The organism is Pseudomonas sp. PS01297 (assembly GCF_029959305.1).
Taxonomy (GTDB): domain Bacteria; phylum Pseudomonadota; class Gammaproteobacteria; order Pseudomonadales; family Pseudomonadaceae; genus Aquipseudomonas; species Aquipseudomonas helleri.
The window spans coordinates 54,727-81,135 of record NZ_JASCPQ010000011.1 but is presented as its reverse complement, the minus strand read 5'-3'; the positions used below and the strand labels follow the sequence as shown (position 1 = coordinate 81,135).

Annotated in this window: 23 protein-coding genes; 17 read left to right on the top strand and 6 right to left on the bottom strand. The window is 56.7% G+C overall.

The annotated features are described in order from the left end of the window. Nucleotides 1–66 precede the first annotated feature (66 nt). Nucleotides 67–1,692 carry an MFS transporter gene (locus QMX84_RS06215; RefSeq protein ID WP_262124091.1) on the bottom strand — a complete coding sequence of 542 codons (1,626 nt, stop codon included), beginning with the start codon at nt 1,690–1,692 and terminating at the stop codon, nt 67–69. 90 nt (nt 1,693–1,782) lie between these two features. Beyond that, a complete protein-coding gene (locus QMX84_RS06210; protein ID WP_282363403.1) occupies nt 1,783–3,444 on the bottom strand; it encodes a GMC family oxidoreductase N-terminal domain-containing protein in 1,662 nt (553 codons plus the stop codon). A gap of 135 nt (nt 3,445–3,579) precedes the next feature. Here QMX84_RS06210 and QMX84_RS06205 point away from each other — a divergent pair, with 135 nt between their 5' ends. Beyond that, on the top strand, nt 3,580–4,467 hold the full coding sequence (locus QMX84_RS06205; protein ID WP_048373593.1) for a LysR family transcriptional regulator: 888 nt from the start codon (nt 3,580–3,582) through the stop codon (nt 4,465–4,467). Between the two features lie 131 nt (nt 4,468–4,598). On the opposite strand, the gene gyrB is transcribed toward QMX84_RS06205, so the two are convergent. The 4 genes from gyrB to dnaA are packed head-to-tail and all read right to left on the bottom strand — an operon-like array spanning nt 4,599 to nt 10,806. Beyond that, nucleotides 4,599–7,016: a DNA topoisomerase (ATP-hydrolyzing) subunit B gene (gene gyrB / locus QMX84_RS06200; protein ID WP_282363402.1), complete on the bottom strand. Its 2,418-nt coding sequence runs from the start codon at nt 7,014–7,016 to the stop codon at nt 4,599–4,601. A gap of 5 nt (nt 7,017–7,021) precedes the next feature. Next, nucleotides 7,022–8,125, bottom strand: a complete 1,104-nt coding sequence (recF, locus tag QMX84_RS06195; RefSeq protein WP_048373583.1) for a DNA replication/repair protein RecF — start codon at nt 8,123–8,125, stop codon at nt 7,022–7,024. A gap of 21 nt (nt 8,126–8,146) precedes the next feature. Further along, nucleotides 8,147–9,250: a DNA polymerase III subunit beta gene (dnaN, locus tag QMX84_RS06190; RefSeq protein ID WP_048373581.1), complete on the bottom strand. Its 1,104-nt coding sequence runs from the start codon at nt 9,248–9,250 to the stop codon at nt 8,147–8,149. Between the two features lie 38 nt (nt 9,251–9,288). Continuing rightward, nucleotides 9,289–10,806: a chromosomal replication initiator protein DnaA gene (dnaA, locus tag QMX84_RS06185; RefSeq protein ID WP_282363401.1), complete on the bottom strand. Its 1,518-nt coding sequence runs from the start codon at nt 10,804–10,806 to the stop codon at nt 9,289–9,291. A 563-nt stretch (nt 10,807–11,369) separates the two neighbouring features. On the opposite strand from dnaA, the gene rpmH reads away from it, so the two are divergent. From rpmH to atpA, 16 genes are all read left to right on the top strand, one after another. Further along, nucleotides 11,370–11,504 (top strand): 50S ribosomal protein L34, encoded by a 135-nt coding sequence (gene rpmH, locus QMX84_RS06180; RefSeq protein ID WP_003213577.1) that lies wholly within the window; start codon nt 11,370–11,372, stop codon nt 11,502–11,504. A 16-nt stretch (nt 11,505–11,520) separates the two neighbouring features. Beyond that, the gene (gene rnpA / locus QMX84_RS06175; protein WP_206540848.1) at nt 11,521–11,922 is read left to right on the top strand and encodes a ribonuclease P protein component; all 402 of its coding nucleotides are present in this window, start codon (nt 11,521–11,523) and stop codon (nt 11,920–11,922) included. After that, entirely contained in the window at nt 11,915–12,148 is a 234-nt protein-coding gene (gene yidD, locus QMX84_RS06170; protein WP_082148803.1) for a membrane protein insertion efficiency factor YidD, read from the top strand. The genes rnpA and yidD overlap by 8 nt, the downstream gene beginning before the upstream one ends. Before the next feature lie 13 nt (nt 12,149–12,161). Continuing rightward, entirely contained in the window at nt 12,162–13,847 is a 1,686-nt protein-coding gene (gene yidC / locus QMX84_RS06165; protein ID WP_048388195.1) for a membrane protein insertase YidC, read from the top strand. An 82-nt stretch (nt 13,848–13,929) separates the two neighbouring features. Beyond that, entirely contained in the window at nt 13,930–15,297 is a 1,368-nt protein-coding gene (gene mnmE, locus QMX84_RS06160; RefSeq protein ID WP_048388197.1) for a tRNA uridine-5-carboxymethylaminomethyl(34) synthesis GTPase MnmE, read from the top strand. A 256-nt stretch (nt 15,298–15,553) separates the two neighbouring features. After that, nucleotides 15,554–17,170 carry an ABC-F family ATP-binding cassette domain-containing protein gene (locus QMX84_RS06155; protein WP_262124101.1) on the top strand — a complete coding sequence of 539 codons (1,617 nt, stop codon included), beginning with the start codon at nt 15,554–15,556 and terminating at the stop codon, nt 17,168–17,170. Between the two features lie 505 nt (nt 17,171–17,675). Next, on the top strand, nt 17,676–19,568 hold the full coding sequence (gene mnmG, locus QMX84_RS06150; protein ID WP_262124102.1) for a tRNA uridine-5-carboxymethylaminomethyl(34) synthesis enzyme MnmG: 1,893 nt from the start codon (nt 17,676–17,678) through the stop codon (nt 19,566–19,568). Continuing rightward, a complete protein-coding gene (rsmG, locus tag QMX84_RS06145; RefSeq protein ID WP_262124103.1) occupies nt 19,565–20,209 on the top strand; it encodes a 16S rRNA (guanine(527)-N(7))-methyltransferase RsmG in 645 nt (214 codons plus the stop codon). The genes mnmG and rsmG overlap by 4 nt, the downstream gene beginning before the upstream one ends. A gap of 18 nt (nt 20,210–20,227) precedes the next feature. Further along, nucleotides 20,228–21,019, top strand: a complete 792-nt coding sequence (locus QMX84_RS06140; protein WP_153334523.1) for a ParA family protein — start codon at nt 20,228–20,230, stop codon at nt 21,017–21,019. A 9-nt stretch (nt 21,020–21,028) separates the two neighbouring features. Next, the gene (locus tag QMX84_RS06135; RefSeq protein WP_048373567.1) at nt 21,029–21,901 is read left to right on the top strand and encodes a ParB/RepB/Spo0J family partition protein; all 873 of its coding nucleotides are present in this window, start codon (nt 21,029–21,031) and stop codon (nt 21,899–21,901) included. 146 nt (nt 21,902–22,047) lie between these two features. Then, nucleotides 22,048–22,455 carry a F0F1 ATP synthase subunit I gene (locus QMX84_RS06130; RefSeq protein ID WP_123750613.1) on the top strand — a complete coding sequence of 136 codons (408 nt, stop codon included), beginning with the start codon at nt 22,048–22,050 and terminating at the stop codon, nt 22,453–22,455. Between the two features lie 16 nt (nt 22,456–22,471). Further along, entirely contained in the window at nt 22,472–23,341 is an 870-nt protein-coding gene (atpB, locus tag QMX84_RS06125) for a F0F1 ATP synthase subunit A (protein ID WP_048388206.1), read from the top strand. Nucleotides 23,342–23,461: 120 nt separating this feature from the next. Continuing rightward, nucleotides 23,462–23,719: a F0F1 ATP synthase subunit C gene (atpE, locus tag QMX84_RS06120; RefSeq protein WP_002555987.1), complete on the top strand. Its 258-nt coding sequence runs from the start codon at nt 23,462–23,464 to the stop codon at nt 23,717–23,719. 57 nt (nt 23,720–23,776) lie between these two features. Then, on the top strand, nt 23,777–24,247 hold the full coding sequence (locus tag QMX84_RS06115) for a F0F1 ATP synthase subunit B (RefSeq protein WP_262124104.1): 471 nt from the start codon (nt 23,777–23,779) through the stop codon (nt 24,245–24,247). A 12-nt stretch (nt 24,248–24,259) separates the two neighbouring features. Continuing rightward, complete coding sequence (locus tag QMX84_RS06110) at nt 24,260–24,796, top strand: F0F1 ATP synthase subunit delta (RefSeq protein WP_048373558.1); 537 nt, start codon at nt 24,260–24,262, stop codon at nt 24,794–24,796. A gap of 21 nt (nt 24,797–24,817) precedes the next feature. After that, nucleotides 24,818–26,362 carry a F0F1 ATP synthase subunit alpha gene (gene atpA, locus QMX84_RS06105; RefSeq protein WP_048373556.1) on the top strand — a complete coding sequence of 515 codons (1,545 nt, stop codon included), beginning with the start codon at nt 24,818–24,820 and terminating at the stop codon, nt 26,360–26,362. The last annotated feature ends 47 nt before the right edge of the window (nt 26,363–26,409 follow it).

Genomic DNA, 26,409 nt, shown 5'->3' with positions numbered 1-26,409 from the left:
GCCGCAGGCTGCGATCTTTTAAAGATCAAAAGATCGCAGCCTGCGGCAGCTCCTTGTATGGTGACTTTAGATCTTATCGATATTCACGTGCCGGGTTTCTTTGAGGAAGATCATCCCCACCACGAAGCTGACACCGGTGATGACGATCGGGTACCACAGCCCGTAGAAGATATCCCCGGTGTACACCACCAGCGCAAACGACACGGTCGGCAGGAACCCGCCAAACCAGCCGTTACCGATGTGGTAGGGCAGGGACATCGAGGTGTAGCGAATCCGCGTCGGGAACAGCTCAACCATCACCGCCGCCAGAGGGCCGTAAGTCATGGTGGCGATGAGCGTCAGAACCACCATGATCAACACCACCATCGGCTGGTTCACAGTGCTTGGGTCGGCCTTGGCCGGGTAGCCCGCGGCGGCCACGCTTTCGCGCAGGGCAGCTTCGTTAAAGCCGATGATCTTTTGCTCACCCACAGTCACCAGTACGTCAGCACCGGTCGGGGCAGACTGCGAGACGTAAGGCAGGCCTTGTTTGACCAGGAAGGTTTTGACCTTGTCGCACGGGCTGTCAAAACGCGCTTTACCCACAGGGTCGAACTGGAAGGTGCAGGTGGCCGGGTCAGCCGTGACCACAATCGGGGACTGGCGGCTGGCGGTGTCGATCTGCGGGTTGGCGTAATGGCTCAGGGCTTTGAACAGCGGGAAGTACAGCAGCGTTGCCAGCAACAGGCCAAGCATCAAAATCGGCTTGCGCCCGACTTTATCCGACAACCATCCAAAGAAGATGAAGAACGGCGCGCCGATGACCACGCTGATAATCAGCAGCATGTTGGCCTGGGCCGGGTCCATCTTGAGCATTTGCGTGAGGAAGAACAGCACATAGAACTGCGCCGCATAGAAGGTCACCGCCTGGCCTGCGTTGATTCCGAACAGGGCGATGAGGACGATTTTCAGGTTTTCCCATTTACCGAACGACTCACGGATCGGCGATTTACTGGTTTTACCTTCGGCCTTCATTTTTGCGAAGGCAGGCGACTCATGCATGCTCATGCGGATCCAGGTCGAGATGCCCAGCAGCACGATGGACAGCAGGAACGGCAAGCGCCAGCCCCACACTTCAAACTGATCGCCGGTCAGGTAGCGGCAGCTCAACACCACCAGCAGCGACAGCAGCAGGCCCAAGGTGGCGGTGGACTGAATCCAGCTGGTATTGAAACCACGCTTGCCAGGGGCGGCGTGTTCAGCCACATAGGTCGCCGCACCGCCATATTCGCCGCCCAGCGCCAGGCCCTGGAGCATGCGCAAGAGCACCAGCATGATCGGCGCTGCGATGCCGATGCTGGTGTAGGTGGGTAGCAGGCCGACCGCAAAGGTCGACAGACCCATCAGAACGATGGTCATGAGGAAGGTGTATTTTCGCCCGATCATGTCACCCAGGCGGCCAAACACCAGGGCCCCGAACGGTCTCACCAAAAAGCCGGCGGCGAAGGCCATCAAGGCAAAGATAAACGCGGTGGTGTCGTTAACCCCTGAAAAGAACTGCTTGCTCAGGACGGTCGCCAGCGCGCCATACAAGAAAAAGTCATACCACTCGAACACTGTCCCGAGGGATGACGCGAAGATGATCTTTCGTTCTTCACGGCCAGTCGTCCCCTTGGCGGGGGCAGCTGCCGATTGTGCAATTGAGTCCGACATATTCAATGTCCTCGGCCCTGTGGGCCACAGTGATTATTGTTGTTGTCCACTGTCGGTTTCGGATGACTGCGACCGAAACCACGATCGCTGTCAGGCGACCGGTACTGCTGCAGTACGGCTGATACCTGCGTCTATCTCCAGTGCGTTAGAGGGGGTTGCGAGAATCAATTGCGCGGCCTTTTCGCCAATCATCAGCGTAGGCGAGCAGGTATTACCCGAGACAATAGTTGGCATGATGGACGCGTCCGCGACCCGCAAGCCGGCGATGCCATGCACCCGCAGCTCGGCATCGACCACGGCTTCGGCGTCTTGCCCCATGCGGCAGGTGCCAACCGGGTGAAAGATGGTGGTGCCGATTTTGGCGGCCGCTTCGTGCAGTTCCTGTTCGGTTTGCATGGCGGCGCCGGGCAGGTATTCCTCGGGGCTGAACGTGTGCAGGGCGGAGCTGGCGACGATGCGCCGGGTGAGGCGGATCGCATCGGCGGCGACTTTCAGGTCGTCGGGATGGCTCAGGTAGTTGGGGTCGATCAAGGGCGCGTCATCCGGGTTGGCCGAGCGGATATCGACCCGGCCACGGCTTTTAGGGCGCAGGTTGCACACCGACGCGGTAAACGCCGGGAAGGTGTGCAGCGGCTCTCCAAAGCGCTCCAGCGACAGCGGTTGGACGTGGTACTGCAAATTCGCCGAAGGCTGATCCGGATCGGACTTAACGAAGGCGCCCAACTGACTCGGTGCCATGGCCAGCGGACCACTGCGGTCGTAGGCATAACGCAGGCCCATGCCGACTTTGCCCCACAGGCTGTTGGCCACTTGGTTGAGGGTGCGGGCGTTGCTCAGTTTAAAAATCAGGCGCAGTTGCAGGTGGTCTTGCAGGTTGCCGCCGACACCCGGCAGCTCGTGCTGCACCGTTATCCCCAGGCTCTCCAGCAATGGCCGCGGGCCGATGCCCGAGCGCTGCAAAATCCCCGGTGAGCCAATCGAGCCCGCGCTCAAGATGATTTCGCGGCGTGCGCTAAAGGTGTGATCCGCGCCTTGCCAGCGGGCCTTCACCTGCGTGGCGCGGTGGTTCTCCAGCAGCACTTTATCGACCTGCACGCCGGTCAGCACGGTCAGGTTGGGACGCTTGAGCACGGGGCGGATAAACGCTTTGGAGGCATTCCAGCGCACACCGGCGCGCTGGTTCACTTGAAAGTATCCACAGCCCTGATTGTCGCCGCCGTTGAAGTCATTGACGCTGGCGATGCCGTTTTGCGCAGCCGCGTCGCGGAAGGCATCCAGAATCGTCCAGGAATAACGCTGCTGCTCAACCCGCCACTCGCCCTCGGCGCCGTGCAGCGCGGAGTTCCCGGCGTAGTGTTTTTCACTGCGTTTGAACAGCGGCAGCACGTCTTGCCAGGCCCAGCCCTTATTACCCATGGCTGCCCAGCGGTCGTAATCACCGGCCTGGCCACGCATGTAGATCATGCCGTTGATCGAAGAGCTGCCGCCCAGCACCTTACCGCGCGGGTAACTCAGGCTGCGGCCTTGCAAGCCGGGCTGGGCTTCGGTTTTGAAACACCAGTCAGTGCGTGGGTTACCAATGCAATAGAGGTAACCCACAGGGATATGGATCCATGGGTAGTTATCTTGCCCACCCGCTTCGAGCAGCAACACGTTGTGCTTGGGATCGGCAGACAGCCGATTCGCCAACACCGACCCCGCAGGCCCGGCTCCCACCACAATGTAGTCGTAGATTTGATTGGCTGATGGCATGTCGCACCTCGCCTGATTATTTTTTGTTCTTGTCGTTCTCCATCCTATTGATTAATTTCGAGTTGAAAACGCGTGATTTCACCCATGGCTTGTGCGTTTTTGCACAACGCAAATGACCGGGCACGAGGGACGACGATGTTCGACTGGAACGACATGCGGTATTTTCTGGAGCTTCAGCGCAGCGGGCGCCTGCTCACGGCTGCCAAGCGCCTAAATACCACCCACAGCACCGTGGCACGGCACATTGAGCACATCGAACAGCACTTGGGCACGGCGCTGTTTGTGCAGCATGCCCAAGGCTACCAACTGACCCCGGCCGGGCAGGCGCTGCTCAAACATGCCGAAGCGATGGAGAACGTCGCCCTGCTGGCCCAGGAAGAAATCACCCAAGCCATCACCCCACTGGGCAAAATCCGCCTGGGCGTGACCGAAGGCATTGGCATCATGTTCCTCACCTCGCGCTTGCGCGGGTTGTTCGAACGCTACCCCGGGCTGGAAGTTGAACTGGTCGCCGTGCCGCGCTTTGTCAGCATCCTCAACCGCGAAGCGGAAATCAGCGTGCACCTCGACCGACCCCACGCCGACCTGTTGATCACCCGCAAACTCACCGACTACCGCCTGGCGCTGTACGCCAGCCGTGACTACCTCGACAAAGCGCCAGCGCTGAACCACCGCGACGACCTGGCCAACCACTTCTGGATCGGCTACGTCGACGACCTGCTATTCAGTGAAGAACTGCTGTTTATCAACCACTTCTGCCGCAACCCGACCGTAACCTTCCGCAGCACCAGCGTCATCGCCCAACAACAAGCGGCGCGCGCCGGGCTGGGCATCGCCGTACTGCCCAACTACATGGCCAGCCAAGACCCTGAGTTAGTGCGCGTGCTACCCGAAGAGTCAGTGCAACGCAGCTACTGGATCAGCACCCGGCGCGAATTGCACAAATCAGTGAGACTGCGGGTGGTGTGGGATTTTTTGCTGGAGTTGTGCAGGGAAGAGCAGGGGGTTTTGTTGGCGGATTAGGGGAGTATTCAATGACTTTCGTCGGGTGTTTTAGACACCGGACACCATTAACAAAAAGCCCGCCTTGTCTCTCAACAGGGCGGGCTTTTAAATTGGGCTGGGGATAAGTCTCTATCCCCAGCCATCACGCATCAGAAGTCCAGGTTGGACACGGCCAGTGCGTTGCTCTCGATGAAGTCACGGCGGGGTTCTACCGCGTCGCCCATCAAGGTGTTGAAGATTTGATCGGCGCCGATCGCGTCTTCAATGGTGACTTTCAGCATGCGGCGCACGCTTGGGTCCATGGTGGTTTCCCAGAGTTGGTCCGGGTTCATTTCGCCCAGCCCTTTGTAGCGCTGGATGGTGTGGCGCTTGGTGCTTTCGGCCATCAGCCAGTCGAGGGCTTCTTTGAACTCAGTGACTTGTTTACGACGCTCGCCACGCTGGATGTAAGCACCGTCGTCGAGCAGGGTGCTCAATTGCGCGCCCAGGGTCACAACGGTTTTGTAGTCGTTGCTGCCGAAGAAGTCGCGGTTGAAGGTGATGAAGGTCGAGTGGCCGTGGGAGATCAGCTCGACTTCTGGCAACCAGACATTGCGCTCGCGGTCTTCACGCAGGCTGGCTTTGTACACCAGACCAGACTTCTCAACCAGACGCAGACGCTCTTCGAACTTGGCCATCCAGGCTTGCATGGCAGCATGGTCGCCCAACTGCTCAAGGGTGACGGCCGGCAGGTAGATGAAGTGCTCGGTCAGTTCCTGTGGGTACAGGCGCGACAGACGCTTGAGGGTCTTCATGACCATGCGGAAGTCGTACACCAGACGCTCCAGCGCTTCTCCGGAGATGCCTGGGGCGTCTTCGTTGAGGTGCAGGCTGGCGTCTTCAAGGGCCGACTGGGTCATGTATTCTTCCATGGCGTCGTCGTCTTTGATGTACTGCTCTTGTTTGCCCTTTTTCACTTTGTACAACGGCGGCTGGGCGATGTAGATGTAGCCACGCTCGATCAGTTCCGGCAACTGACGGAAGAAGAAGGTCAGCAGCAGGGTACGGATGTGCGAACCGTCGACGTCAGCATCGGTCATGATGATGATGTTGTGATAGCGCAGTTTGTCGATGTTGTACTCGTCACGACCAATGCCACAGCCCAGTGCGGTGATCAAGGTGCCGACTTCTTGCGAAGAGATCATCTTGTCGAAACGGGCTTTCTCGACGTTAAGGATTTTACCCTTCAACGGCAGGATGGCTTGGGTGCGGCGGTTACGTCCCTGCTTGGCGGAGCCGCCAGCAGAGTCACCTTCCACGAGGTACAGTTCGGACAGCGCCGGATCTTTTTCCTGGCAGTCGGCCAGTTTGCCCGGCAAGCCTGCGATGTCGAGCGCGCCTTTGCGGCGGGTCATCTCACGGGCTTTACGCGCCGCTTCACGGGCACGGGCTGCGTCGATCATTTTGCCGACGATCAGCTTGGCTTCGTTCGGGTTTTCCAACAGGAAGTCGGAGAAGAACTTGCCCATTTCCTGTTCAACTGCGGTCTTCACTTCAGAAGACACGAGCTTGTCTTTGGTCTGGGAGCTGAACTTGGGGTCCGGAACCTTCACCGAGATAATCGCGGTCAGGCCTTCACGGGCGTCGTCACCGGTGGTGGCGACCTTGTGCTTCTTGGCCAGGCCTTCAGCTTCGATGTAGGTGTTGAGGTTACGCGTCAGGGCAGAGCGGAAGCCGACCAGGTGCGTACCGCCATCGCGCTGCGGAATGTTGTTGGTGAAGCACAACAGGTTCTCGTTGAAGCTGTCGTTCCACTGCAAGGCGACTTCTACACCAATGCCGTCTTCGCGCTGGACATTGAAGTGGAAGACCTGGTTAACCGTGGTTTTGTTGGTGTTCAGGTAGTCAACAAACGCACGCAGACCGCCTTCGTACTTGAACAGCTCTTCTTTGCCGGAGCGCTCGTCCTTGAGGACGATACCCACGCCGGAGTTCAGGAAGGACAGTTCACGAATACGCTTGGCCAGGATGTCCCAGCTGAAGTGAATATTCTTGAAGGTCTCGGCAGAAGGTTTGAAGTGAATCTGAGTACCGGTGGTGTCGCTTTCGCCAACGATGGCCATGGGTGCCTGAGGCACGCCGTGGACGTACGTCTGCTCCCAGATCTTGCCGCTACGACGTACTGTCAGTACCAGCAATTCGGACAGGGCGTTTACTACCGACACACCTACACCGTGCAAGCCGCCGGATACTTTGTAGGAGTTGTCATCGAACTTACCACCAGCGTGCAGCACGGTCATGATGACCTCAGCTGCCGATACGCCTTCTTCTTTGTGCACATCAACCGGGATGCCGCGGCCGTTGTCGCGCACGGTAATAGACTCATCCGGGTGGATGGTAATGGTGATGTCGTCGCAATGGCCAGCCAGCGCTTCGTCGATGGAGTTGTCGACGACTTCGAACACCATGTGGTGCAGGCCGCTGCCATCGTCAGTATCACCAATGTACATACCGGGACGTTTGCGTACGGCATCCAGGCCTTTCAGCACTTTAATGCTCGTTGAGTCGTACGTATTTTCTTCGCTCAATGCCTTCACTCCCGATGGTCGTGGGTCTGGGTGATACAGCCCTGTTCCACGTGGAACAGGGCAACTGGCGTTTCCGTCTGCCAGCCTTCCCTCATAAATTCGTGGTCTACACAGGTGATAAAAACCTGGCAGCGTAAGTCTTCCAACAAGCGACACAGTGCGTTGCGATGCTGCTCATCCAGTTCGGACGGCAAGTCATCCACCAGATAAATACATTGGCCACGCCGGGCCTGGCTCACCAAATGCCCTTGAGCAATGCGCAATGCACAGACCACTAACTTCTGCTGACCACGTGACAGAATGTCTGCCGCGTTATTGGCACCTAGCTTGAGGCGCAAATCAGCTCGTTGTGGCCCGGCTTGGGTATGCCCCATTTGCTGGTCCCGGTGGACAGACGCAGCGAGTACAGCACTCAGCTCCCGGTCTTTGTCCCAGCCACGGTAATAACTCAGCGTTAAGCCTTCGAGTTCAAGCAACTCACTTAAGGTCTGCTCAAAGACAGGTTTCAAGGCCTTGATGTAAGCGCGGCGGTATTCATCAATTTCAGCACTGGCCAGGCACAGTTCCCGGTCCCAGGCCGCTTGTGAAACGGCGTCGAGTGTACCATGCCGCAGCCATGAGTTCCGCTGCCGCAGGGCCTTCTGTAGCCGCTGCCAGGTCGACATAAAGCGCGGCTCCACATGGAACACCCCCCAGTCGAGAAACTGCCTACGGATCTTTGGGGCGCCTTCCAGTAGACGGAAGCTGTCAGGGTTGATCAATTGCAGGGGCAGGATCTCGGCCAGTTGTGCGGCACTGCGCGCATTTTGACCGTCGATCCGAATCTGGAACTCCCCATTCCGGTCCCGCGAAATGCCCAATGCACTGTGCCCGCCTTCGGCCAGTTCGACCTGGCCAAACACGGTACAGCTTTGCAGTTCATGCTGAATGACCGGCGTTAGCCGGGTACTGCGAAACGAACGGGCAAGCCCCAGTAAATGGACTGCTTCCAGCACGCTGGTTTTTCCGCTGCCGTTGGCGCCATACAGGATATTGATGCGGGGGGAGGGGGAGAAGGTCACCGGGTGCAGGTTACGCACACCGGTGACAGAGACGCGACTAAGGGACATCTAGCGTGGGCTGTGCATAAGTTACAGGCGCATCGGCATAACAACGTAGGCCGAGTCGTCGTTGTCCGACTCTTGCACCAGGGCGCTGCTGTTGGAGTCAGACAGGATCAAACGCACTTGTTCAGTGGTCATCACGCCCAGCACGTCCAGCAGGTAGCTCACGTTGAAACCGATTTCGAGCGAACCGCCGTTGTAATCAACGCCCACTTCTTCTTCCGCTTCTTCCTGCTCCGGGTTGTTGGCCTGGATCTTCAATTGACCATTAGCCAGTTGCAGACGAATACCGCGGTACTTCTCGTTGGACAGAATGGCGGTACGGCTGAACGCTTCACGCAGGGCCTGACGGTCACCGATCACCACCTTGTCACCGCCTTTAGGCAGTACACGCTCGTAATCCGGGAACTTGCCGTCTACAAGCTTAGAGGTGAAGGTGAACTCGCCGGTGGTCGCACGGATGTGATGTGCGCCCAACACGATGCTGACTTCGCCGTCCGGTTCGGTCAGCAAACGCGCCATTTCGAGGATGCCTTTACGCGGCACGATCACTTGATGGCGGTCTGGTTGACCAATGTCGGCTTTCATCGAGCACATGGCCAGACGGTGACCGTCGGTAGCCACTGCGCGAATAATGCCGGCCGAGACTTCCAGCAACATGCCGTTGAGGTAGTAACGAACGTCCTGCTGGGCCATGGCAAAGCTGGTGCGCTCGATCAGGCGGCGCAGCTTGCTTTGCTGCAGGCTGCAAGTCAGCGAGCCCGGGCCTTCTTCAACGGTCGGGAAGTCATTGGCAGGCAAGGTGGACAGGGTAAAGCGGCTACGGCCCGCTTTAACCACCAGCTTTTGATCGTCGAGCTTGATGTCGATCAAGGCGTCGTTGGGCAAGCTTTTGCAGATATCCATCAGCTTGCGCGCGGGCACGGTGATCTCGCCGGGTTCAGCCGGCTCTTCGAGCTGAACGCGTCCGACCAGTTCGACCTCAAGGTCGGTACCGGTCAGCGACAGTTGCTGGCCTTCGACAACCAACAGCACGTTGGACAATACCGGCAAGGTCTGGCGGCGTTCTACAACGCCCGCGACCAGTTGCAGGGGTTTCAACAAGGCTTCGCGTTGAATGGTGAAATGCATGGTCTAGTCCCTTGCCTTAATAAGCTGCGTTGGTGTCATCAGGTTGTCAGGGTTCGCAGCAGGTTCTTGTAGTCCTCGCGGATGTCCGCGTCGGATTCCTTGAGTTCGTTGATCTTGCGGCATGCGTGCAAGACCGTGGTGTGGTCGCGGCCACCAAACACATCGCCGATTTCCGGCAGGCTGTGGTTGGTCAGCTCTTTGGACAGTGCCATGGCCACTTGGCGAGGGCGGGCCACCGAGCGTGAACGACGCTTGGACAGCAAGTCCGAAATTTTGATCTTGTAGTACTCAGCCACAGTACGCTGAATGTTATCCACAGAGACCAGTTTGTCTTGCAGCGCCAGCAAGTCTTTAAGGGACTCGCGAATCAGCTCGATGGTGATGTCGCGGCCCATAAAGTGCGAGTGGGCAATGACCCGTTTGAGCGCGCCTTCGAGCTCACGCACGTTGGAACGAATGCGTTGGGCAATAAAGAAGGCGGCATCGTGGGGCAGGTCGACCTTGGCCTGGTCTGCCTTTTTCATCAGGATCGCGACGCGCGTTTCAAGCTCTGGTGGCTCAACGGCCACGGTCAAACCCCAGCCGAAGCGGGATTTGAGCCGCTCTTCGAGCCCTTCGATCTCTTTAGGGTAGCGGTCGCTGGTCAGAATCACTTGCTGACCGCCTTCAAGCAAGGCGTTGAAGGTGTGGAAGAACTCTTCCTGAGAACGCTCTTTGCGTGCAAAGAATTGAATGTCATCGATGAGCAGGGCGTCGACCGAACGGTAGAAGCGCTTGAACTCATTGATAGCGTTGAGCTGCAGGGCCTTGACCATGTCGGCTACAAAACGCTCGGAATGCAGGTAGACCACCTTGGCATTCGGGTTCTTCTTCAGCAGGTGGTTGCCCACCGCATGCATCAAGTGCGTTTTACCCAGACCAACGCCGCCGTAAAGGAAGAGCGGGTTGTAGCCATGCTTGGGGTTGTCGGCCACTTGCCACGCCGCCGCACGGGCCAGTTGGTTGGACTTGCCCTCGACGAAGTTTTCGAAGGTGAACGTGCGGTTCAGGTAGCTGGTGTGCTTGAGCGCGCCCTCAACCTGGACGGTGCGCTGTTCGGCACGGGCTGGCGCCTGTTGCGAACTGGCCCCCGCCATCGGGTCGAAGCTGTCACGCGAAGGCTCTTCGCTCGCCTGGTCCGCCTGTTTAGGGGCGGGCGCCGGGGCGGGCGTGGCACTTGCCGATGCGCTGGGTGCTGGCGCAGGCGCGGCTTGCTGCTGCGAAGCCGCTGCGGCCAATGGCGCATTCGGCGCAGCACGAGGTGCCGAGCTGCGTTTGCTGCCTATTAATAAGGACAGCGCAGGCGCCATGCCATTGCTGTGCTCGTTCAGCAGTTCAAGCAAACGGCTCAGGTACTTCTCGTTAACCCAGTCGAGCACAAAACGATTAGGCGCATACACGCGCAACTCGTCGCCTTCGGCTTCGACCTGTAGTGGACGGATCCAGGTGTTGAATTGCTGGGCAGGCAGCTCATCGCGCAAAAGCTCTACGCACTGCTGCCAAAGTTCCACTGACACGGATATCCCCTAAGTTGAAAGCCGGTGAGGCAAAAACAGGCGCCATTGTAGCGACCACTCGCCCACTTATCCACATGTAGGTTGCCTGCCTATAAGGAGAACGAGGTCTTTTTACTGTTAACAAAGCGACCAATGGTATGTGCATAAGGTCTGTGGATAAGCGGGTCTAAGCTCGTTGCACAAGTGGGGGTGAAACACTGTGCATAACTGGCCTGTGGATAAAGAGGCCTTTCGTACACAGCTTATCCGAGGTCGCAGCACAGGCAGAGCACGGCTTCTCGACAGTGTTGTCATTCTCTGTAGGCCATGTTTTTTAAGGGCTGCATCGAGTTATCCACAGATAAGTGGCTCACTAAAGTTAATAAGTTCTTTAAAAAAGCTTTAAATACGCTGTCTTTTTATTTTTATGACTGGCTGAACAAATGCGTGTGCACAACCGTTGGTATCTATTTAGCCGTCAACGTTGGTTGGAAATTGACCTATGGGCCTGCATTCACTAGAATCGCCGGTCTCTTAAAACGGGGGCCATTCCGGCCCGTTGTGGACGAACCAGGTAGCACGACATGAAACGTACTTTCCAACCAAGCACTATCAAACGCGCCCGCACTCACGGTTTCCGTGCTCGCATGGCTACTAAAAACGGCCGTGCAGTCCTGTCGCGTCGCCGCGCCAAAGGCCGTGCGCGTCTGGCAGTTTGATAATCAGACAATGGTGGTGAGTCAGGACTTCAGTCGGGAAAAGCGGTTACTCACTCCCCGACATTTCAAGGCAGTCTTTGACTCCCCCACCGGCAAGGTTCCGGGGAAAAATCTCCTGCTCCTTGCGCGCAGCAACGATCTTGATCACCCCCGTTTGGGGTTAGTGATCGGGAAAAAGAGCGTAAAGCTCTCCGTTCAGCGCAATCGCCTTAAGCGTTTGATGCGTGAATCGTTTCGTCTCCACCAGGATCTACTGGTTGGTTGGGATATCGTTATCGTCGCGCGCAAAGGTTTGGGTGACGTAGAGAACCCCGAATTGATTCAGCATTTCGGCAAACTGTGGAAACGTCTGGCCCGTAACACGCCAGCTCCATCTGTTAAAACCGAAACTGTAGGGGTAGGCAGTCCTGATGCGTAAACTGGCACTCGTACCGATCCAGTTTTACCGTTATGCCATTAGTCCTTTGATGGCAAATCACTGCCGTTTCTACCCCAGTTGTTCCTGCTACGCGTTGGAAGCCATCGAAACTCATGGCGTTCTTCGCGGCGGCTGGCTGACCTTTCGTCGTTTAGGTCGCTGTCACCCGTGGAATCCCGGTGGTTACGACCCGGTTCCACCTATCCCTACCTCCCGTTCTTCTTGATGGCCGAGTAATCATGGATATTAAACGCACGATCCTGATCGTCGCTCTCGCAGTCGTGTCCTACGTTATGGTTCTGAAATGGAACCAGGATTACGGCCAAGCTGCCCTGCCGACTCAGAATGTTGCCGCCAGCAGTAATACCGCGCAGGGTTTGCCTGACTCGGTGCCAGGTAACAACGCTTCGAACAGTGCCGATGTACCCAGTGCCAATGCCGATACCAGCACACCGACAGAAACACCGGTGGCTGCAAGCAAAGACCTGATTCACGTCAAAACCGACGTACTGGATATTGCAATTGATCCACAAGGTGGTGACGTTGCCCAACTGCGTCTGCCGCTTTATCCACGTCGCCAGGACCACCCGGATGTACCTTTCCAGCTGTTCGATAACGGCGGCGAGCGTACTTATCTGGCACAAAGTGGCCTGACTGGCGTTGACGGCCCGGATGCACGTGCCGCCGGTCGTCCGGTTTTCAGTGTGGATAAAAAGACCTATGAACTGGCTCCTGGCCAGGATCAATTGGTTGTTGACCTGAAATTCAGCGAAGACGGCGTTAACTACATCAAGCGTTTCACGTTCAAACGTGGCCTGTACGATGTTCAAGTCAGCTATTTGATTGATAACGAGAGCGGCAAGCCGTGGACCGGCAACCTGTTCGCGCAATTGAAACGCGACGCCAGCTCTGATCCTTCTTCCAGCACCGCCACCGGTACTGCCACTTACCTGGGCGCCGCCCTGTGGACAAGTGCAGAACCGTACAAAAAAGTGTCGATGAAAGATATCGACAAGGGTTCGCTGAAAGAAACCGTTCAAGGTGGCTGGGTTGCATGGCTGCAGCACTACTTTGTAACCGCGTGGATCCCGCAGAAAGGCGATAACAACGTCGTTCAGACCCGCAAAGACAATCAAGGCAACTACATCATCGGTTTCACTGGCCCGACCTTGACGGTTGAGCCGGGCAAAACGGGTGAAACCAGCGCTACCTTGTACGCAGGTCCAAAGAGCCAGGGTGTACTCAAAGAGTTGTCCCCAGGCCTGGAGCTGACTGTCGACTACGGCATTCTGTGGTTCATTGCCCAGCCAATCTTCTGGTTGCTGCAACATATCCACAGCCTGGTGGGTAACTGGGGTTGGTCGATTATTTTCCTGACCATGCTGATCAAAGGGATCTTCTTCCCGCTGTCGGCCGCCAGCTACAAATCGATGGCTCGCATGCGCGCTGTGGCACCAAAACTGGCCGCTCTGAAAGAGCAGTTCGGTGATGACCGCCAGAAAATGTCGCAAGCGATGATGGAGCTGTACAAGAAAGAGAAGATCAATCCATTGGGCGGCTGCTTGCCGATCCTGGTGCAGATGCCGGTGTTCCTGTCCTTGTACTGGGTACTTCTGGAAAGTGTTGAAATGCGTCAAGCGCCTTTCATGCTCTGGATTACCGACTTGTCGATTAAAGACCCGTTCTTCATTCTGCCGATCATCATGGGCGCAACCATGTTCATCCAGCAGCGTCTGAACCCGACACCTCCGGATCCGATGCAGGCCAAGGTGATGAAGTTGATGCCAATCATCTTCACCTTCTTCTTCCTGTGGTTCCCGGCTGGTCTGGTGCTGTACTGGGTTGTGAACAACTGCCTGTCCATCGCTCAACAGTGGTACATCACACGTAAGATCGAAGCCGCTACCAAAAAAGCAGCTGCTTAACTTACTCTGTTGATCACCACTCAAAACGCCCCCTAGTGGGGCGTTTTGCTATCTGTCACTTTTGTTTTTGAGGCCTGTTTTTATGAGTGTTCCGGCACAAACCATTGCTGCTGTGGCAACCGCCCAAGGCCGAGGTGGTGTGGGGATCGTGCGTGTTTCCGGGCCACTCGCCCGTGCGGCGGCGCAAGCATTCACTGAGCGCGAACTGAAACCGCGCTACGCCCATTACGGACCGTTTTATGGTGAAAACGGTGAAGTCCTGGATGAAGGCATCGCGCTGTATTTCCCGGGCCCGAACTCGTTCACCGGCGAAGATGTGCTGGAGTTGCAAGGCCACGGCGGACCGATCGTGCTCGATATGCTGCTGCAACGCTGCATCGAACTGGGTTGCCGTCTGGCACGACCAGGCGAATTCAGTGAGCGCGCGTTTTTAAACGACAAGCTCGATCTGGCTCAGGCCGAGGCCATTGCCGACCTCATTGAAGCAAGTTCTGCACAGGCTGCGCGCAACGCATTACGGTCTTTGCAGGGGGCTTTCTCACACCGTGTGCATAACTTGACTGAGCAGCTCATCAGTTTGCGCATCTACGTCGAGGCAGCGATTGACTTCCCGGAGGAAGAAATCGACTTTCTGGCCGATGGCCACGTATTGCGCATGCTCGACAAAGTCCGCGAAGAGTTATCCACCGTTAAGCGCGAAGCCGGTCAGGGCGCCTTGCTGCGCGATGGCATGACGGTGGTGATTGCCGGTCGGCCCAATGCGGGCAAGTCCAGTTTGCTCAACGCGCTGGCCGGCCGTGAAGCGGCCATTGTGACGGAGATCGCCGGTACCACCCGCGACGTGCTGCGTGAACATATCCACATCGACGGCATGCCTCTGCATGTGGTGGATACAGCAGGACTGCGGGATACCGAAGATCAGGTCGAGAAAATCGGCGTGCAGCGGGCCCTCAAAGCCATTGGTGAGGCGGATCGCGTGTTGCTGGTGGTGGATGCGACGGCGCCGGAAGCGGATGACCCCTTCGCGTTGTGGCCCGAGTTTTTGGAGCAGCGCCCGGACCCGGCCAAAGTCACCTTGATTCGTAACAAGGCGGACCTCAGCGGTGAAGCGGTAAGCCTTGAAGTGAGCGCCGATGGTCACGTCACGATCAGTCTCAGCGCCCGATCGACGGACGGTCTGGATTTGCTGCGTGAGCACCTCAAGGCCTGCATGGGCTACGAGCAAACCTCTGAAAGCAGCTTCAGCGCACGTCGCCGTCACCTGGAGGCGTTGCAGCACGCCAGCGATGCCCTTGAGCATGGTCGGGCACAGCTGACGCTGGCGGGCGCCGGTGAATTGCTGGCCGAAGATTTGCGCATGGCGCAGCAATCGCTGGGCGAGATTACCGGGGCATTCAGCTCGGATGATCTGCTGGGGCGGATCTTCTCCAGCTTCTGTATCGGGAAATAATTTAGCTCTGTAGCCGCTGAGGAGCGTAGCGAGGCTGCGAAAAGGACCGAAGGGCCTTTAGATTGCCGGGGCTGCTTCGCAACCCATCGCAGCCTCGTACCTCGTCAGCGGCTACAGAGATCAATCATTTTGCTACAGTTAGTCGCATTCCCTCCGAGGTATTAGTCCAATGCGCCATTGATGCCGCCGCAAATCTTGCGGCCAGTTCTTGATTCCCCTGCAACAGGGGGTAGATCTGTGCATCTCTGGAGTGCGTATGACCCACGCGACCTGTGTAACGCTGGAAGGCGTTTCTTATCAACTGCCCGATGGCAGCCCGCTGTTTTCTGATCTCAACTTGCATCTCGATCAACGCCACACCGGCCTGGTGGGGCGTAATGGTGTGGGTAAAAGTGTATTGGCCCGTCTGATTGCCGGGGATATTGCTCCTACCACTGGGCGCTGCCTGCGCACCGCAAAGGTGTATTACCTGGCGCAGCACATCACCCATGCCCCCGGTCAGACGGTCGCTGATCTGGCCGGTGTGCAACCCATCATCAACGCGCTGGAACGCATCGAACAGGGCAGTACCGCACCCGCCGACTTTGACGCGGTGGGCGAGCAGTGGAACATTCGCCAGCAGTTACTCGACCAACTGGCCCACAACAACCTAGGGCACCTCACGCCTTCAACCCTGACCTCACGGCTCAGTGGCGGCGAAGCCATGCGTGTCGCGCTGATGGGGGCGTTTATGTCAGGCGCCGAGCTGCTGATTCTGGATGAACCGACCAATCATCTGGACCGTGAGCAGCGTTTGGCACTGCAGGTGCAACTCAGCCATTGGCCCAAGGCGTTGCTGGTGATCAGCCATGACCGAGAGTTGCTGGAGCCGATGAGTCGCATCCTCGAACTCTCAGCCTTGGGGCTGGCCAGCTACGGCGGGGGTTATTCGTTTTATGCACAGGCCAAAGCCCAGCAGCAATCGGCCGCCGAACAGCAACTGGCCCACGCCAAACTGGAACGAAACAGACAAGAACAGCGGTTGCGCGAGCAGGCTGAACAGCTTGAACGCAGGCAGGCACGGGGTAGCAAGTCTGCCAGTACCCGTAATCAGGCGAAGATTTTGCTGGGCCGCCAAAAGGAGCGCAGCCAAAACAGCAGCGGCAAATGGCAGCAACATCAGCAAGCCACGCGCGAGGCGTTGTCGGAACACGTCCGGCAAGCTGCCAGCCAGGTTGAAAGGCAGCAGGCGGTGTTTGTCTATGCCCCCACAACGAGCCAGCACAGCGCTGCCCACATCGCCGAGCTGGTTGAGGCACGCTTGCCGTATGGCTTCGAACCGTTGCGCACACTCAGCCTTACGCTCAGTCGGGGCCAGCGGGTGGCCTTGCTCGGCCCCAATGGCTGCGGTAAATCAACGGTACTCAAGGTGTTGGCTGGACAAGTACCGATCCTGGCTGGGCAGGCGGGTGTCCATGTGAAAACAGCTTATCTTGATCAACACCTGGCCATGCTGAACCTTGAATGTTCGGTGCTGGAGCAATTGCAGGCACTCAATCGGCAACTCACGGAGAGTGAATTGCGTACCCGGCTGGCGCAATTAGGGCTCGGCGCCGAGCAGGTGAATCGCCCTTGTGGACAACTCAGTGGGGGGGAACGGCTGAAGGCGGCAATGGCCTGTGTGTTCTATGCCGAGCAACCTGCGCAGTTGTTGTTGCTCGATGAGCCCGCCAATCACCTCGATCTGACGTCCTTGCTGGCGCTGGAAAACATGCTCAATCAGTACACCGGCACGTTGGTTATGACCTCACACGACCAGAGGTTTCTCGACGCTATTGGAATAACCCACAGGCTCATCGCGATTGCCAACGGCTGGTTGATCGCCGCTGTTTGAGCGCTACATAAGCTGCCGTTCATCACCTTTATCCCTTTTTAAGCTGTTGGCCGTTGGATGACGTGTTCATCCAGGCGGCTTTCGGCCGCCTTTTTGTTGGCCTGCCAGGGGGATTTTCGTCGGATAAGCTCTGTGTATAACTGGCCCTTAGCTCAGTGGGTAAGTGGGCTCGAAAACTGAAGACAAACCCCTCTGTGGATAACGTTATCATTTACCCACAGGCTTAACGCACTTATTCACGCCCCTCATGGCCACATGACCACAGACTTTTGAATCTCTGTACAGTACGTAAAATAAGGCTCTTAGCAATCTATCCACAGAAAGGTGCCGCTATAGAAATAAACATAAAAACAAAGCTTTAATAAATTTCTTCTTTATTTATTTTTCTATCTTGCCTTATCCACAAGCTGGTTAAATTTTGTGCAAAGGGTTCTTTAAGGAAGGCGAAGTCCCTATACTTCGCGGTCTATCCAAAAAACCCCTAGTAACAGGCACGAGGTGCGTGGTGAATTTCCCTTCCCGTTTTGCAGTGATCGTCATCGGTGGCGGTCACGCCGGAACCGAGGCTGCACTTGCTTCAGCACGCATGGGTGTAAAAACCCTGCTGTTGACCCACAACGTGGAAACCCTCGGGCATATGAGCTGCAACCCTGCGATCGGCGGGATTGGTAAAAGCCATCTGGTTAAAGAAATCGATGCCCTCGGCGGCGCGATGGCGACAGCGACTGATAAAAGCGGTATCCAGTTCCGCGTACTCAATGGCCGTAAAGGCCCGGCCGTACGTGCAACCCGCGCACAGGCCGACCGCGCTATTTACAAGTCGGTGGTACGCGAAATTCTGGAAAACCAACCGAACCTGTGGATATTTCAACAAGCGGCAGATGACCTGATTGTTGAAAACGATCAAGTACGCGGTGTTGTGACCCAGATGGGCCTGCGTTTTCTGGCTGACTCGGTGGTTTTGACCACCGGAACGTTCCTGGGTGGACTTATCCACATCGGTTTGCAGAATTACTCGGGCGGACGCGCCGGTGATCCACCTTCGATTGCCCTGGCACACCGTCTGCGTGAACTGCCTTTGCGTGTCGGTCGCTTGAAAACCGGCACTCCGCCGCGCATTGATGGCCGTTCGGTTGATTTCTCGGTGATGACTGAACAACCGGGTGACACGCCGATCCCGGTCATGTCGTTCATGGGCAACAAAGAACAGCATCCGACTCAAGTCAGCTGCTGGATCACCCATACCAATGCGCGCACCCACGAAATCATTGCGTCCAACCTCGATCGTTCGCCGATGTACTCAGGTGTGATCGAAGGGATTGGCCCGCGTTACTGCCCGTCGATTGAAGACAAGATTCATCGTTTTGCTGACAAGGAAAGCCATCAGGTGTTTATCGAACCGGAAGGTTTGAACACCCATGAGCTGTATCCGAACGGCATTTCGACCTCGTTGCCTTTTGATGTTCAGTTGCAACTCGTGCAGTCGATCCGCGGTATGGAAAATGCCCACATCGTGCGACCTGGCTATGCCATCGAATACGATTATTTCGACCCGCGCGACCTGAAATACAGCCTCGAAACCAAGGTGATCGGCGGTTTGTTTTTTGCCGGGCAAATCAACGGCACCACCGGTTACGAGGAAGCGGGGGCACAAGGTTTGCTCGCCGGAACCAACGCAGCCTTGCTTGCACAGGGCAAAGACACCTGGTGCCCGCGTCGCGATGAAGCCTACATCGGTGTATTGGTTGATGACCTGATTACCCTGGGGACTCAAGAACCGTACCGGATGTTTACTTCCCGCGCCGAATACCGCTTGATCCTGCGTGAAGACAACGCCGATATGCGCCTGACCGAAAAAGGTCGTGAGCTGGGTTTGGTCGATGACGCCCGTTGGGCGGCGTTCTGCACCAAGCGCGAAAGCATTGCCCTGGAAGAACAACGCCTGAAAAGCACCTGGGTACGCCCGGGGACTGAGCAAGGTGAAGCGATTGCGGCCAAATTTGGCACACCGTTGACCCATGAATACAATTTGCTCAGTTTGCTGACGCGTCCGGAAATCGACTACGCCGGTCTGGTCGAAGTGACCGGTGAAGGGGCAAGCGATCCGCTGGTCGCTGAACAGGTTGAGATCAAAACCAAGTACGCGGGCTACATCGACCGTCAACAGGACGAGATTGCACGTCTTCGCGCCAGTGAAAATATCAAACTGCCTGTGGATATCGATTACACGACCATTTCCGGGTTGTCCAAAGAGATCCAGAGCAAACTCGGTGCAACACGCCCCGAGACGCTGGGCCAGGCTTCGCGAATTCCCGGTGTGACCCCGGCGGCGATTTCCCTGTTGATGATTCACCTGAAAAAACGCGGCGCTGGCCGCAAGTTGGAGCAAAACGCTTGAGTTCGCTGGTTACCGCACAACACGCTGAAGAGTTATCAACAGGTGCACGCCAACTGGGCGTCGCTTTGACCGAAACCCAGCACGAGCTGCTGCTGGGCTATCTGGCCCTGTTGATAAAATGGAACAAGGCCTACAACCTCACGGCTGTGCGTAACCCCGACGAAATGGTTTCGCGTCACTTGCTCGACAGCCTGAGCGTGATGCCGTTTATCGAAAACGGCCGCTGGCTGGACGTGGGCAGTGGCGGGGGGATGCCGGGTATTCCGTTGGCGATCCTGTTTCCTGAGTCGCAAGTGACCTGCCTGGACAGCAACGGCAAGAAAACCCGCTTTCTGACCCAGGTTAAACTCGAGCTCAAACTGGACAACCTGCAAGTTATCCACAGTCGCGTAGAAGAGTTTCAGCCTGAGCAGGCGTTCAACGGAATTGTTTCCAGGGCTTTCAGTAGCATGGAGAACTTCACCAACTGGACGCGGCACCTGGGCAACAGCGAAACACGCTGGTTGGCAATGAAGGGCGTTCATCCGGCTGATGAGCTGGTAGCATTGCCGTCTGATTTTCGTCTAGATAGCGAACACGCCTTGACCGTTCCAGGTTGCCAAGGCCAACGCCATCTGCTGATACTGCGCCGAACGGCATGATTGGGAACGCAAGCAAGAATGGCTAAGGTATTCGCAATAGCGAACCAAAAAGGTGGTGTGGGTAAAACCACCACCTGTATCAACCTCGCAGCATCGCTGGTCGCGACCAAGCGGCGCGTCCTGTTGATCGACCTTGATCCACAAGGCAACGCCACCATGGGCAGCGGTGTGGATAAACATGGTCTTGAGAATTCGGTCTACGACCTGTTGATCGGTGAATGCGACCTGGCTCAGGCCATGCACGTCTCCGAGCACGGTGGTTACCAGCTGTTGCCGGCCAACCGTGACCTGACAGCAGCCGAAGTTGTACTGCTCGAAATGCAGATGAAAGAAAGCCGTCTGCGTACAGCGCTGGCGCCGGTGCGTGAAAGCTACGATTACATCCTGATCGACTGCCCGCCGTCGTTGTCGATGCTGACCTTGAACGCCCTGGTGGCTGCCGATGGGGTAATTATCCCCATGCAGTGCGAGTACTTCGCCCTCGAAGGCTTGAGCGACCTTGTGGATAACATCAAGCGCATCGCCGAGTTGCTTAACCCGAATCTGAAAATCGAAGGCCTGCTGCGGACCATGTACGACCCGCGCCTGAGCCTGATGAACGATGTGTCGGCCCAGCTCAAAGAACACTTCGGTGAGCAGTTGTACGACACGGTGATTCCGCGAAACATTCGTCTGGCCGAGGCGCCGAGTTACGGCATGCCGGCATTGGCCTATGATAAAAACTCCCGTGGCGCGATTGCTTACCTTGCCCTGGCCGGCGAGCTGGTTCGTCGTCAACGTCGCACCTCCCGCACTGCTCAGCCAACTTAAGGATATTCCATGGCCGTCAAGAAACGAGGTCTAGGACGTGGACTGGATGCACTCCTGAGTGGTCCTACGGTCAGCTCGCTGGAAGAGCAGGCCGTCAAGGTCGATCAAAGCGAACTGCAGCATTTGCCCCTGGACCTGATCCAGCGCGGCAAATATCAGCCTCGTCGCGACATGGACCCGCAAGCGCTCGAAGAACTGGCGAACTCGATCAAGACCCAGGGCGTGATGCAGCCGATCGTGGTGCGTCCGATCGCTGGCGACCGTTTTGAGATCATCGCCGGTGAACGTCGCTGGCGCGCCAGCCAACAGGCCGGTAAAGACACCATCCCGGCGATGGTGCGTGATGTACCGGATGAAACCGCTATCGCGATGGCGCTGATTGAAAACATTCAGCGTGAAGACCTGAATCCGATCGAAGAAGCGATTGCCTTGCAACGCTTGCAGCAAGAGTTTCAGCTGACTCAACAACAAGTGGCCGACGCTGTGGGTAAGTCCCGGGTGTCTGTGGCTAACTTGTTGCGACTGATTTCATTGCCCGAAGTGATCAAAACCATGCTGTCCCACGGTGACCTCGAAATGGGCCATGCGCGGGCATTGCTCGGTTTGCCGGACAACAAACAGGTCGAGGGGGCGCGACACGTTGTCGCACGTGGTCTGACCGTACGCCAGACCGAAGCCTTGGTTCGCCAGTGGTTGAGCGGTAAACAAGAGCCTGCTGAACCGGTTAAAGCCGATCCCGATATCACTCGCCTGGAGCAGCGTCTGGCCGAGCGCCTAGGCTCTGCGGTGCAGATCCGCCACGGAAAGAAGGGAAAAGGCCAATTAGTGATTGGTTACAACTCCCTTGATGAGCTTCAAGGAGTGCTTGCTCACATCCGCTGAAACATTTCCTGTGTAGCGCGCAGTCGGAAATCACTACCTGACAGTTGAATAGGGGCTTCAGCGCCCCTATACTCTGCGCGCATTTTGTCGGCACAAATTATGCCAAGTTTTAGCTTTTGGCAGCCGACCATTGAGGAGCAGTTGTGATGGAGACACGCACGCCAAACCGCTTGCCATTCCATCGCTTGGCGGTTTTTCCGGTTTTGCTGGCTCAATTTGTCGTTTTATTGCTGGCTGCTCTGGGGCTCTGGCAATGGCAGGGAGTTGTAGCCGGATACTCAGGACTCTGCGGAGGCCTGATCGCTTTGCTACCCAATGTGTACTTTGCTCACAGAGCTTTCCGGTTTACCGGCGCTCGAGCAGCGCAAGCCATCGTCCGGTCGTTTTACGCTGGCGAGGCGGGCAAATTAATTTTGACGGCAGTGCTGTTCGCGCTGACGTTTGCAGGTGTGAAGCCATTGGCGCCGCTAGCTGTATTCGGCGTCTTCGTGTTGACCCAATTGGTCAGCTGGTTCGCTCCCCTGCTAATGAGAACAACACTTTCGAGACCTTAGGGCGTTTGAGGCAACCATGGCAGAAACAACCGCTTCGGGCTATATCCAGCACCACTTACAGAACCTGACCTTCGGGCAGCTACCTGATGGCGGCTGGGGCTTTGCTCACACCGTTGCAGAAGCTAAAGCAATGGGCTTTTGGTCATTCCACGTCGATACCCTCGGCTGGTCTGTATTCGTAGGCTTGCTGTTTATCTTCATTTTCCGCATGGCGGCCAAGAAGGCAACTTCCGGTCAACCAGGCGCACTGCAGAACTTCGTTGAAGTGCTGGTGGAATTCGTTGATGGCAGCGTAAAAGACAGCTTCCATGGCCGTAGCGCCGTGATTGCTCCGCTGGCGCTGACCATTTTCGTCTGGGTATTCCTGATGAACGTCATCGACCTGATCCCGGTTGACTGGATTCCACAGTTGGCCATCCTGATCACTGGCGATGAGCACTTCCCGTTCCGTGCCGTACCGACGACCGATCCTAACGCTACCCTGGGCATGGCCCTGTCGGTATTCGCGTTGATCATCTTCTACAGCATCAAAATCAAGGGCATCGGCGGTTTTATCGGCGAACTGACCCTGCACCCGTTCGGCAGCAAGAACATCCTGGTTCAAGCGCTGCTGATTCCGGTGAACTTCCTGCTCGAATTCGTGACGCTGATTGCCAAGCCAATCTCGCTGGCACTGCGTCTGTTCGGCAACATGTACGCTGGCGAACTGGTATTTATCCTGATCGCCGTAATGTTCGGCAGCGGCCTGCTTTGGCTTAGCGGTCTGGGCGTGGTGCTGCAATGGGCGTGGGCTGTATTCCACATCCTGATCATCACCTTGCAAGCGTTCATCTTCATGATGTTGACCATCGTTTACTTGTCGATGGCGCACGAAGAGAACCACTAAGACCCGTTTCGGCGAGTCTGGTGCCCCTCTCGTTTCGGCGAGAGGGTGTAGCAAATTGATTTTGTTTTACCGCTTTAATCTAAAAACCTAAACCATACGACGTAAAAGTCGGGAGGAAAGATGGAAACTGTAGTTGGTCTAACCGCTATCGCTGTTGCACTGTTGATCGGCCTGGGTGCACTGGGTACCGCAATTGGTTTCGGCCTGTTGGGCGGCAAGTTCCTGGAAGGCGCAGCGCGTCAACCAGAAATGGTTCCAATGCTGCAAGTTAAAATGTTCATCGTTGCCGGTCTGCTCGACGCCGTAACCATGATCGGTGTTGGTATCGCACTGTTCTTCACCTTCGCTAATCCTTTCGTTGGTCAACTCGCTGGCTAATCACTCGAATTTTCGAGTTGATTAGAGTGATGGACAACGAACGAGCGAGGTGTTGGCGTGAACATTAATGCAACCCTGATTGGCCAGTCCGTTGCGTTCTTCATTTTTGTACTGTTTTGCATGAAGTTCGTGTGGCCTCCGGTCATCGCGGCATTGCAAGAACGTCAGAAGAAGATTGCGGCTGGACTGGACGCTGCTACCCGAGCAGCTCGTGACCTGGAGTTGGCCCAAGATAAAGCGGGTCAACAACTGCGCGAAGCTAAGGCTCAAGCAGCTGAAATCATTGAGCAAGCCAAGAAACGCGGTACTCAGATCGTAGACGAAGCCCGTGAACAGGCTCGCGTTGAAGCTGACCGTGTGAAGGCTCAGGCTCAGGCCGAGATCGAACAGGAACTGAACAGCGTCAAAGACGCCCTGCGTGCCCAATTGGGTGGCTTGGCTGTTGAAGGCGCAGAGAAGATCCTGGGTGCCACAATCGATCAAAACGCGCACGCGGAGCTGGTTAATAAACTGGCTGCTGAAATTTAAGCGAGGGCGATCATGGCAGAATTGACCACGTTGGCCCGACCTTACGCTAAGGCAGCCTTCGAGCACGCCCAGGCCCACCAGCAACTGGCCTCTTGGTCAGCCATGCTCGGCCTGGCTGCAGCGGTGTCGCAAGACGACACGATGCAGCGCGTGCTCAAGGCCCCGCGACTGACGAGCGCAGAAAAGGCCGCCACGTTTATTGACGTGTGCGGCGACAAGTTTGATGTGAAAGTGCAGAACTTCATCCACGTCGTTGCAGAAAACGACCGTCTCCTGCTTTTGCCGGAGATCGCCGCTCTGTTTGACCTGTACAAGGCCGAGCAAGAGAAGTCGGTAGATGTTGAAGTGACCAGTGCTTTCGCATTGAACCAAGAACAGCAAGACAAACTCGCCAAGGTTCTCAGTGCACGACTCGACCGGGAAGTGCGCCTGCAAGTTGCGGAAGACAAGTCCCTCATTGGGGGCATTGTCATTCGCGCCGGCGACCTGGTTATCGATGGCTCGATTCGCGGCAAACTCGCGAATCTTGCCGAAGCATTGAAATCTTGAGTTTGAAGGGGCAGCAGAGCAATGCAGCAACTCAATCCTTCCGAAATAAGTGAAATTATCAAGGGCCGCATCGACAAGCTCGATGTGACCTCCCAAGCCCGTAACGAAGGCACTGTCGTCAGCGTATCTGACGGTATCGTGCGGATTCACGGTCTGGCCGACGTAATGTCCGGCGAGATGATCGAGTTTCCGGGCGGCGTCTTCGGTATGGCCCTCAACCTGGAGCAAGACTCCGTAGGTGCCGTAATTTTGGGCGCTTACCAGTCTCTGGCTGAAGGCATGAGCGCCAAGTGCACTGGCCGCATCCTGGAAGTTCCTGTTGGTAAGGAACTGCTGGGTCGCGTAGTCGACGCACTGGGTAACCCAGTTGACGGCAAAGGTCCTCTGGGCAACACCGAGACCGACGCGGTCGAGAAAGTTGCTCCAGGCGTGATCTGGCGTAAGTCGGTAGACCAGCCTGTACAGACTGGCTACAAGGCTGTCGATGCCATGATCCCTGTCGGCCGTGGCCAGCGTGAGCTGATCATCGGTGACCGTCAGATCGGTAAAACCGCTCTGGCGATCGACGCGATCATCAACCAGAAAGACAGCGGCATTTTCTGTGTCTACGTAGCTATCGGTCAGAAGCAATCGACCATCGCTAACGTGGTTCGCAAGCTGGAAGAAAACGGCGCACTGAAAAACACGATCATCGTGGCTGCCAGTGCTTCTGAATCGCCTGCGCTGCAATACCTGGCTCCTTACGCCGGTTGCACCATGGGTGAGTTCTTCCGTGACCGCGGTGAAGACGCGCTGATCGTTTATGACGATCTGTCCAAGCAAGCTGTGGCTTACCGCCAGATTTCCCTGCTGCTGCGCCGTCCACCAGGCCGTGAAGCTTACCCAGGCGACGTGTTCTATCTCCACTCCCGTCTGCTGGAGCGCGCATCCCGCGTTTCGGAAGATTACGTAGAGAAGTTCACCAATGGCGCAGTGACCGGCAAAACCGGTTCCCTGACCGCATTGCCGATCATCGAAACTCAAGCTGGCGACGTTTCCGCGTTCGTTCCGACCAACGTGATTTCCATCACCGACGGTCAGATCTTCCTGGAATCGGCCATGTTCAACTCGGGCATCCGCCCTGCAGTGAACGCCGGTGTTTCGGTATCCCGTGTGGGTGGTGCCGCTCAGACCAAGATCATCAAGAAGCTCTCCGGTGGTATCCGTACCGCTCTGGCTCAGTACCGTGAACTGGCCGCATTCGCCCAGTTCGCTTCTGACCTGGACGAAGCGACCCGTAAGCAACTTGAGCATGGTCAGCGCGTTACCGAGCTGATGAAGCAGAAGCAATACGCCCCAATGTCGATCGCTGACATGGCGTTGTCGCTGTATGCCGCTGAGCGTGGGTTCCTGACTGACGTCGAAATCGCCAAGGTCGGCAGCTTTGAACAAGCGCTGATTGCTTACTTCAACCGCGATCATGCCGACTTGTTGGCCAAGATCAACGTGAAGGGTGACTTCAATGACGAAATCGACGCTGGCCTGAAAGCCGGTATCGAGAAGTTCAAGGCCACCCAAACCTGGTAAGCCGCAGCGGGAGCCGCAAGGCTCCCGCTTGCTAACCTGATAGGTGT

What these genes read in the sequence shown, in the direction of transcription:
- QMX84_RS06215 (WP_262124091.1), bottom strand. Translation starts at nt 1,692, where the DNA reads ATGTCGGACTCAATTGCACAATCGGCAGCTGCCCCCGCCAAGGGGACG.
- QMX84_RS06210 (WP_282363403.1), bottom strand. Translation starts at nt 3,444, where the DNA reads ATGCCATCAGCCAATCAAATCTACGACTACATTGTGGTGGGAGCCGGG.
- QMX84_RS06205 (WP_048373593.1), top strand. Translation starts at nt 3,580, where the DNA reads ATGTTCGACTGGAACGACATGCGGTATTTTCTGGAGCTTCAGCGCAGC.
- recF (WP_048373583.1), bottom strand. Translation starts at nt 8,125, where the DNA reads ATGTCCCTTAGTCGCGTCTCTGTCACCGGTGTGCGTAACCTGCACCCG.
- dnaN (WP_048373581.1), bottom strand. Translation starts at nt 9,250, where the DNA reads ATGCATTTCACCATTCAACGCGAAGCCTTGTTGAAACCCCTGCAACTG.
- rpmH (WP_003213577.1), top strand. Translation starts at nt 11,370, where the DNA reads ATGAAACGTACTTTCCAACCAAGCACTATCAAACGCGCCCGCACTCAC.
- yidD (WP_082148803.1), top strand. Translation starts at nt 11,915, where the DNA reads ATGCGTAAACTGGCACTCGTACCGATCCAGTTTTACCGTTATGCCATT.
- yidC (WP_048388195.1), top strand. Translation starts at nt 12,162, where the DNA reads ATGGATATTAAACGCACGATCCTGATCGTCGCTCTCGCAGTCGTGTCC.
- mnmE (WP_048388197.1), top strand. Translation starts at nt 13,930, where the DNA reads ATGAGTGTTCCGGCACAAACCATTGCTGCTGTGGCAACCGCCCAAGGC.
- QMX84_RS06155 (WP_262124101.1), top strand. Translation starts at nt 15,554, where the DNA reads ATGACCCACGCGACCTGTGTAACGCTGGAAGGCGTTTCTTATCAACTG.
- QMX84_RS06140 (WP_153334523.1), top strand. Translation starts at nt 20,228, where the DNA reads ATGGCTAAGGTATTCGCAATAGCGAACCAAAAAGGTGGTGTGGGTAAA.
- QMX84_RS06135 (WP_048373567.1), top strand. Translation starts at nt 21,029, where the DNA reads ATGGCCGTCAAGAAACGAGGTCTAGGACGTGGACTGGATGCACTCCTG.
- QMX84_RS06130 (WP_123750613.1), top strand. Translation starts at nt 22,048, where the DNA reads ATGGAGACACGCACGCCAAACCGCTTGCCATTCCATCGCTTGGCGGTT.
- atpB (WP_048388206.1), top strand. Translation starts at nt 22,472, where the DNA reads ATGGCAGAAACAACCGCTTCGGGCTATATCCAGCACCACTTACAGAAC.
- atpE (WP_002555987.1), top strand. Translation starts at nt 23,462, where the DNA reads ATGGAAACTGTAGTTGGTCTAACCGCTATCGCTGTTGCACTGTTGATC.
- QMX84_RS06110 (WP_048373558.1), top strand. Translation starts at nt 24,260, where the DNA reads ATGGCAGAATTGACCACGTTGGCCCGACCTTACGCTAAGGCAGCCTTC.
- atpA (WP_048373556.1), top strand. Translation starts at nt 24,818, where the DNA reads ATGCAGCAACTCAATCCTTCCGAAATAAGTGAAATTATCAAGGGCCGC.